Here is a 7,704-nt window from a genome sequence, read left to right on the forward strand (position 1 = left end):
CGGCATTGGACACACCTTCGCATTCCTCAAGAAAGTCCCTATCGGAGATGAGCTGACTTTCGCTTACACCTACGAAAACAGCGGTACTCACGGCTTCTTTCACACCGCCAAGGGAGAACATACGGAGTCGCTTGGGCTGATGAAGAACTTCTCGCTGCCGAAGACATTCCGGCAAAGGAAGATCGCACCGCATTCAGCTTGGTCCAGGTGCAGTCTAGACAGCCGGGTCTGTCGCGCGATGGGTACCGTAAGCGCATGCTGAAGGAATACGTGCATGAAATTCTGTCGAAGCCCGCAACCCATGCCTATGTGAAGCGGTACGTCCAGCTTCACAACATTGGATCAACGCAAGATGATCCCGAAGGCAGAAAGATCGATAGCATTGGTGTCCTTGGTTTTAGCTCGCTCAACGATGTCGAAGACTATCTCAGCAACGCTGACTATGCTCAGGTGGAGCGTGAGGAATCCGCTTTAATCGGCGGCGGTTCCGAGTTCTGGACGGCGGCAACTACAGCATTATCAACCGCCTACCCTGAGCTCGCAACGGAAAGCAAGGACGGCGAGTAGTCCATCGCTGATGAACAATCCCCTTTCTGGAAGAGGGATGTTTGTCGGCAAGATGCAGAAGCAAGCGCGGTGGCATTTGCCGGGCTAGACGCGGTATTCAGTTTGCCCAGAGCCAGGATGCCATCTATAGAGCCTATGCGCGTCAGCTCGGGCCTTAGATAAATGCCAAATGAGACACCACTTATATGGCATAAGGATTTGCGAATTCCGTTGATGCATGATTCGTCCTAATGTTGAATCATGACTACTAGGAACGAACTAACCCCGACAATCACAATCATGGGTGGAGGAGTAAGCGAAACCCTTACAGGATTTCACCTGGTGCGACAGAGAACGCTGGCGCGTGTGGTTCTTATCGACCAGCGAGCTAATTTCGGGCTTGGCATAGCGTACTCCACTCCGAGCTACCTTCACCTGTTGAATGTTCCCACAGGAAAGATAAGCTCATTGCCCAACCAACCAGAACCTTTCCTAAACTGGCGTCCTGATAATTATGGTCCGACTGCGACGGAGAAGGCCTTTGCTCCACGAGCGGTAGTTGGACGGTACATCCAATCTCCCCTAACATCGACGAGCCTGCTCGAACAGGAGATCGCAACAGTCGTTGATGTCCGCCTGCAAGGCTCCGGGTGGGTGCTTACGTTGGATAACGGATGCGAGCTACGGGTCGAGCTGATCGTTCTCGCAATCGGAAACTTCGATCCTGCTCCACTTCCGAGAATCACGAAGGCCGCCTCGGATTCGGCTTTGTATCACCACAGTGCATGGGCGGGAGAAACCTATGAGGAATTGCCCTCCGATGCGGCTGTTGCCCTCATCGGTACAGGTCTGACCGGGGTCGATGTCATGCTGAGGCTGCGTGAACTCGGACACCGCGGAGGGATCATTGCCGTGTCTCGCCACGGCACCTTCCCGACTCGGCATGCCGATCACACACCGCTGAGCTCAAGTGCAATCCGATTGGATAACGTTGTGACCGGCGCAATAGTCACTGACACCAGAGGCTGTAATCATCAAGCGGGCGTCGACCTGGTTGGAATTTGAAGGGAAAAAGTAGAAGGATAGGGCCATGATAGAGAATTTCCGCATTCGAGTATTCAGAGCCGTGGCACAGCATTTGAACTTCAGCCGGGCCGCAGAAGAGTTGTTGCTCACCCAACCCGCGATCACCCAGCAAATCAAAGCGCTAGAAGATGAGTACCCCGTACCCTTATTCGATCGCGGGGGCGGACATATCGCGCTGACAGCCGGTGGAAAGGCGCTGCTGCCATTTGCCGAAAGAATGAAGCAGCTTTCCGACGAAGCCTTTGCCGCGGTGACCGAGGCATTTGGACAACATACGGGCGAACTCGCTCTGGGAGCCTCCCAGACCATCGGTCAATATCTCCTGCCAACGTTCGTGGCTGGATTTCGGAGGACAAACCCCAAGGTCAGAGTCACCACCCGCAGTGGGAATACAGACGAGATGCTCGAAGCCCTCCTCGCGCGGGAGATTCAGCTGGCACTCATCGAAGGTCCGGAGCAGCGGAAAGACCTCCATATCGAACCGTTCATGGAGGACCACATGGTACTTGTTGTCCCCGCAACTCATGGATGGGCCAATCACGAAATTAAACTGGAGGATTTGAAGAGTGAACCTTTGCTCGTGCGCGAATTTGGCTCCGGTTCAAGAAGGGTGGTGGAGCAAGCGCTTGCGAAGGTCGGGGTGAAGAGGAAAGATCTGATGATCAGCATGGAGCTTGACTCAACCGAAGGTCTGCTGAGCGCGGTCGAAGCCGGCCTCGGAATCACCTTCGTCTCGAGGTGGGCAGTCCGAAATCATTTGTCTCTTGGAACGCTAAAGATCGCAAGAGTACACGGGTTGAAGCTTTCGCGACGCTTCTCGATGGCATATCCTGTCGGTCCGGAACCAACAGGAATCGTCGGTATCTTCCGAACATTTTTGCTCTCTCAAGCAATGGAAATTGCGCCCAGAAGGATAGCCGGAATAAATACCTCCTAGTTGCTGTGAGTCTGGCAACCGGAGGCCGGAAAACTTCGACGCACTCCCAGGAATTCAGATGTTGTACTTACCCGCAATGGAGAAGATCAATGCCACGCATTTCACCTGTTTCTAACTCAACCGATGCAACGGTCACAGAAGTTCTCGATAATATGAAGGCGCGGATGGGCAAAACACCAAACGCCATGGCGACTCTCGCGCAGTCTCCAGCTGCCTTCAACGGCTACCATGCTCTCAAAAAAGCTCTCATGAGGGGTCGTTTGACAAGCCGCCAACGAGAGATCGTAGCTCTCGTAACCGCACAGGAAAACGCCTGTCAGTATTGCCTCTCGGGTCATACTCAGGCCGCAGCGGCTGTCGGCCTAAGTTCCACTGACATCATCAATGCCCGGACCGGCAAAAGCGACAATAAGCTGGATAATGCCATCGCAAATTTTGCCATGAAGGTGATTCGGCATAAAGGCCTGGTCGACGACGCCGATCTTGTTATCGCACGAGAGGCTGGCGTTGACGATAGCTTAATGATTGAGATTGTTGCCAATGTCGCCTTGAATACCCTCACAAACTACAACAATCGTCTCGCTGACACAGAGATCGATTATCCTGTTGCGCAGCTTGAACTAGAGACGCTTTCGAATCAATAGCTTGTTTAGGCCTATAGAAGACAATGAGTTCCTATTTTTAGCGGACGTGACTGAGCGTCGTAAATCAGCCACGTCCGCCTCTAGTTTAAGAAGATCAAATGAAGAAACAAAAATCTGTGTGAGTCTTCGGAGAATGAAAGGAACGTATTGAGGAATTAAGCTAAACGAGCATTTTTTGCCAGAAGATCTCAATTCGTGTTAGAAGTGTGTTTCATAAACACCTGGGCGCTGTAATTCGGAGGCAAGTGAGTTTAGCTTTACCTTCCGAAAGCGATCTTCTCTGGCAAGATTCCAGGTATTTATAAGACCGCATTGAATGAGCTGACGCAATCTGGGTGCGACTCTACAGCTGATTCATTACCAGGCATTTGTGGTCTCGTTGATGGCTTTGCAGTAACGACATTCCGATCGTTCGGGACCGTACGACCAACAGGATGTCTTAGATGAAATCTACATTCGTTTATTCCAGGCTATTTTCGGGCTTCATCATATGGATCGTCGCCCTGATAATATTTTGCTTGCCCGGCCTCTCGCAGAGCTTAGGCAGCAGCTACGATCCACTATCGAACACAATCGCCACGCCGCATCCCATCAATCCGGCCACCAACACTACAAACCCAGGTGCACTTGCTGCTCAACAGCAAAACCCATTTTGGGGTGGAACCGATTGCCGTGTAGTTGCGTTCGACACGCTTCCGGGGCGGGTGGAGCATGTGGGGCGTACGGCTGCGGATAACCGCCAGTTCGTCAACGGCGTGCTGTGGGTGCTGCGTTCGGGGGCTCGCTGGTCGGACCTGCCGGAGCGGTACGGCAAGTACAAGAGCGTGCATACGCGGTTTATGCGCTGGGCGCGGACCGGGGTGTGGGAGCGTTTGTTCGCCGATCTGGTGGCAGACCGGAAGAATCAGTACCTGATGCTGGACTCGACCATCGTGCGGGCCCACCAGCAAGCGGCTACGGGACGCAAAAAAGGGGCTCCGAAGACTCGGCTCTGAGGCGTTCCCGAGGTGGACTGAGCACCAAGATCCACCTCCTCGCCGACGAAGATGTCCCGGAATAAATGCCGCCTGCATCCTCACGCGGGGAGCGCAGCGGCGGCGGGCCAGCGGAGAACACTTGCCCATTGCAAAGACCTCCGGGATCGGAACACTCAGGTTAAAACGGCGGAAGTCGGTTGCGAATAGGTTGCGCTTTGACGATTGAGGTGTTCAACTCGGCGGAACGAGACATCCGGTCGAGGATTTGATCAAGCTGACTAATCGTTAAGACGTGTAATCTGGCGATAAAGCAATCGTTCCCCGTGACCTTGGAGCATTCGGAAAACTCCGGAGTATCTTCAATTAGTTTCTGCACGACCTGCAGTTTGCCGGGGAGTGGTTTTATTCGCACCAGGGCCTGAAGGCCGTATCCAAGGCTTGCCGGATCAACCTCAATGGTGAAACGCCGAATCACGCCTCGCTCCTGCAGGCGTTCGATTCTTTCGGAGACGCTTGGCGCTGAAAGCTTCACTTTGTCAGCCAAGTCCTTTATCGAGATGCGTGCATCGTGAAGGAGAACTTCGATGATCTTCTTGTCTACATTATCGAGTGCGAATGATTTAAGGATGCGCGACATGATTTCCTCTCTTTCTGAGGATAAATCAACAGAATGCCTCTGTTTGTTCATATACGAGCCGCGTTTACTCTTTTAGGCTTGTTAGAGGCTTCATTGAACAGTGTGACTACCGGGCAGATATCCCGGTGCTCCGTACGAGAGGTCGAACTCAGGCACCGCGTTCGCATTGATGGCGGTTAACTTACGCAGTAGCGCCAACTTTCGATATGGGAGTTGCCCCGATAAAGGGGCACAGCGGGTCGGATACTCTCGCACCGAACTCATCACTCCCGGCTGATCTCCAAGGTAAGCTCATGACACACTCATCACACCACTCGAATCAATCCAATGTACCTACTCGTTTCAATCGCACGACACCCCCGCCGGCATTTATCATCGTCGCCTTCGCCTGTGTCTATTTCTTCTGGGGCTCAACCTACACTGCGATACGCATTGGAGCGGCCCAACTCCCTCCCTTCGTCCTCACCGGTGTACGTTTCTGCGTCGCCGGTGCAATCCTGTTATTCTGCTGCCGTCTTCGCCGTCTCAGTATCCTTTTGCCGCTGCGCACTCTCGTAACGCTCTCTATGATTGGACTGCTGCTGCTAACCGTCGGCAACACCACCCTGGTCTATGCGGAAAAATCCATTCCTAGCGGCCTCGCATCACTTATCTTCGCCGCTACGCCTCTCTTTATCGCCCTGATTGAGATGGCGCTGCCTCACGGCGAACCGCTGAATCTGCGCGGGTGGCTCGGAATTCTCCTGGGCTTTCTTGGTATGGTCACCCTACTTGGACCCACTCTACACGAGGTATTCACGGTCGGGCTCTTGACAAATACGACTCGGCTCATAGCCATTCTTGTTTGTCTCGGGGGAGCACTGAGTTGGGCCATCGGTAGCCTTTACTCTCGCCATCAACGGCTAAACGTCGATAGCTTCGTCTCATCTGCCTGGCAAATGATTTTCGCAGGTTTTTTTAATTTGCTTCTGGCCACCATGTTCGGCCAGTGGCCGCAGGCTCACTGGAACGTTTCCACCTTCGGCTCGCTCACATGGCTCATCACTGGCGGATCGCTCATCGGCTATTCCAGCTATATCTACCTACTCGAGCATGTGCCGGTCGCCAAGGTTGCTACTTACGCGTACATAAACCCCATCGTCGCCGTCCTTCTCGGACTCCTTCTCCTTCATGAACGCATGCAAGCAGCAGAATTCGTCGGTATGGCTTTGATCATTCTCGCGGTAGCGTTGCTCACTTCAGCGACGATCAAACGCAAAAGTGTTGGCGGTAAGGCACAACAAGAACCGATGTCCGGCGAACAGCTTCAAGCCGATTGAGCGGCTTGTCAGATAGCACATTTTACATATCAAGGAGACTCCATGAAGATTGAACGCATTCAGGTAGGGCCACGGATGTCCCAAGCTGTCATCCACGGAGGCACTGTATACCTCGCAGGACAGGTAGCATTCGGAGCAAGAGGCGCAAGCGTTGCCGAGCAGATGAAGGATACGCTGGCAACTATCGACTCGCTCCTATCCGCCGACCAGAGACGAGCACGTCCTCTTTGCCGCTGTTCATGTAGGCGGGATACCAAGTACCGAAATTGCTCCCCGCTTCAACGAAGAACACCCGTTCGCAGAAATTAGCGGGGTAAGGACTATACCCTTGCCCCAGCTCCAGCCGAAGCCAGTGATCAAGCTACCCGCCTCGGCTTCCGGCTCCCCAATCTAGTGCGAACACCCCGCAAGGTCCGATCAATAGTGCGCGAACGCGCAGGAAGCGGAATACAAACCTGCTTAGAGGCTCTGCCTCTCGGCGCGTCGCAAGGGGTTTCCCGCAGTCTTCCGCGCTTCGCTTGTGCAGACCTCCGCTACGCTTCGTCCTTTCCGTTCCGGCTTCACCTCCACTCCAAGGGGAGGGGAATCGAGTCTGTTACAGAACTCAGCGGCCATGAATGAGTCAGGCGCTCCCACGCGGGAGCGCCTTCTGTTTTTTTGTTTGATCTGGAAGGCGAAGCGGCGGAGTTAGGCCAGTGTTTGAACTATTTTGGTTGCTCCGAGCAGGTTGACCATGCGTTTGAGGTTGTAAGCCAGGATGGCGAGTGCGATTTCGGTGCGAGCTCCGCTGAGTCCGCGCAGCAGCAGGCGCGGATGGCCGAAGATGCGGTACTTCAGGGTTCCGAAGGGATGCTCGACTACGGAGCGACGGAGTCGCATCAAGGCAGGCGTGGCGCGTTGGTCCATGCGTTGCAGAGCATCGTCGTGCAGGTGGCGCGAGATCATGCGGCGTGCACCCTGGGTGCAGTCGGGTTTCCGCGCACAGGCGGAGCAGTCGGCGGTCTGAGCACCGTAGTACACCGCGCGATCCTTGCGCGAGATCTGCATGCGCTTCAGCTTCTTGCTCTCCGGACAGACGAAGCAGTCGTGGTCCTGGTCGTAGCGGAAGGCGCTGCGGTCCAGCAGGCCGCCGGCGTTGACCGAGCGCTGCGCAGGCACATGCGGAATCATCCCTGCCTGCTCGCAGCGCGCGGCCTGCTCCCCGTTGGAGTAGCCAGTGTCGGCGACGATGTTCAGCCTCCCGACTTCGAGCGCCTGCTTCGCCGCCTCCGCCATCGGCCGCAACTGGCGGTTGTCGGCCGCATCCAGCACCACCGCGTGGGTGACGATCAGCGCGTGCTCTGCATCCACTGCCGTCTGCACGTTGTACGCCGGTGCGATCGTGCTGCCCATCTTCATCAGGCCCGCTTCGGGTTCGGGATGCTGCTTCAGCTTCTCCAGAGCCGCCTGCACCGCCGTGGGATCGATGCTGGCCTGCTGCTCTTCATCGCCCTTCGCGCAGTTGTCCAGATACTGCTCCAGCGCACGGCGCTCGCGTACGCTGCCCATGCTGGCCACC

General features: G+C 55.0%; 7 protein-coding genes and 1 pseudogene. 6 read left to right on the plus strand and 2 right to left on the minus strand.

What is annotated here, in order from left to right; translation table 11 throughout:
* Positions 1-255: 255 nt before the first annotated feature.
* The 5 genes and pseudogenes from HB393_RS24215 to HB393_RS25440 all read left to right on the plus strand — a co-directional run.
* Positions 256-567 carry a hypothetical protein gene (locus HB393_RS24215; RefSeq protein ID WP_213807800.1) on the plus strand — a complete coding sequence of 104 codons (312 nt, stop codon included), beginning with the start codon at positions 256-258 and terminating at the stop codon, positions 565-567.
* Between the two features lie 279 nt (positions 568-846).
* Positions 847-1,611, plus strand: coding sequence for an FAD/NAD(P)-binding protein (locus HB393_RS24220; RefSeq protein WP_255551575.1), 765 nt, complete (start codon positions 847-849; stop codon positions 1,609-1,611).
* Positions 1,612-1,636: 25 nt separating this feature from the next.
* Entirely contained in the window at positions 1,637-2,569 is a 933-nt protein-coding gene (locus HB393_RS24225) for a LysR family transcriptional regulator (RefSeq protein WP_213807802.1), read from the plus strand.
* An 89-nt stretch (positions 2,570-2,658) separates the two neighbouring features.
* A complete protein-coding gene (locus HB393_RS24230; RefSeq protein ID WP_213807803.1) occupies positions 2,659-3,213 on the plus strand; it encodes a carboxymuconolactone decarboxylase family protein in 555 nt (184 codons plus the stop codon).
* Positions 3,214-3,905: 692 nt separating this feature from the next.
* Positions 3,906-4,246 (plus strand): annotated as a pseudogene (locus tag HB393_RS25440) (IS5 family transposase); the annotation flags it as partial.
* Positions 4,247-4,368: 122 nt separating this feature from the next.
* Here HB393_RS25440 and HB393_RS24240 read toward each other — a convergent pair.
* Positions 4,369-4,827: an Lrp/AsnC family transcriptional regulator gene (locus HB393_RS24240; RefSeq protein ID WP_213807805.1), complete on the minus strand. Its 459-nt coding sequence runs from the start codon at positions 4,825-4,827 to the stop codon at positions 4,369-4,371.
* Between the two features lie 293 nt (positions 4,828-5,120).
* Between HB393_RS24240 and HB393_RS24245 the strand changes: the two genes are divergently transcribed.
* A complete protein-coding gene (locus HB393_RS24245; RefSeq protein ID WP_213807806.1) occupies positions 5,121-6,146 on the plus strand; it encodes an EamA family transporter in 1,026 nt (341 codons plus the stop codon).
* A gap of 687 nt (positions 6,147-6,833) precedes the next feature.
* On the opposite strand, the gene HB393_RS24250 is transcribed toward HB393_RS24245, so the two are convergent.
* The coding region (locus HB393_RS24250) for a transposase (protein ID WP_213807807.1) at positions 6,834-7,704 on the minus strand (871 nt) is incomplete at its 5' end.

Origin of the sequence: Granulicella sp. dw_53, assembly GCF_018449545.1 — a bacterium.
Lineage (GTDB): Bacteria > Acidobacteriota > Terriglobia > Terriglobales > Acidobacteriaceae > Edaphobacter.

Bases quoted from the DNA above. Each gene is read 5' to 3' on its own strand.
- HB393_RS24215 (WP_213807800.1), top strand. From the start codon at position 256: ATGCTGAAGGAATACGTGCATGAAATTCTGTCGAAGCCCGCAACCCAT.
- HB393_RS24240 (WP_213807805.1), bottom strand. From the start codon at position 4,827: ATGTCGCGCATCCTTAAATCATTCGCACTCGATAATGTAGACAAGAAG.
- HB393_RS24230 (WP_213807803.1), top strand. From the start codon at position 2,659: ATGCCACGCATTTCACCTGTTTCTAACTCAACCGATGCAACGGTCACA.
- HB393_RS24245 (WP_213807806.1), top strand. From the start codon at position 5,121: ATGACACACTCATCACACCACTCGAATCAATCCAATGTACCTACTCGT.
- HB393_RS24225 (WP_213807802.1), top strand. From the start codon at position 1,637: ATGATAGAGAATTTCCGCATTCGAGTATTCAGAGCCGTGGCACAGCAT.
- HB393_RS24220 (WP_255551575.1), top strand. From the start codon at position 847: ATGGGTGGAGGAGTAAGCGAAACCCTTACAGGATTTCACCTGGTGCGA.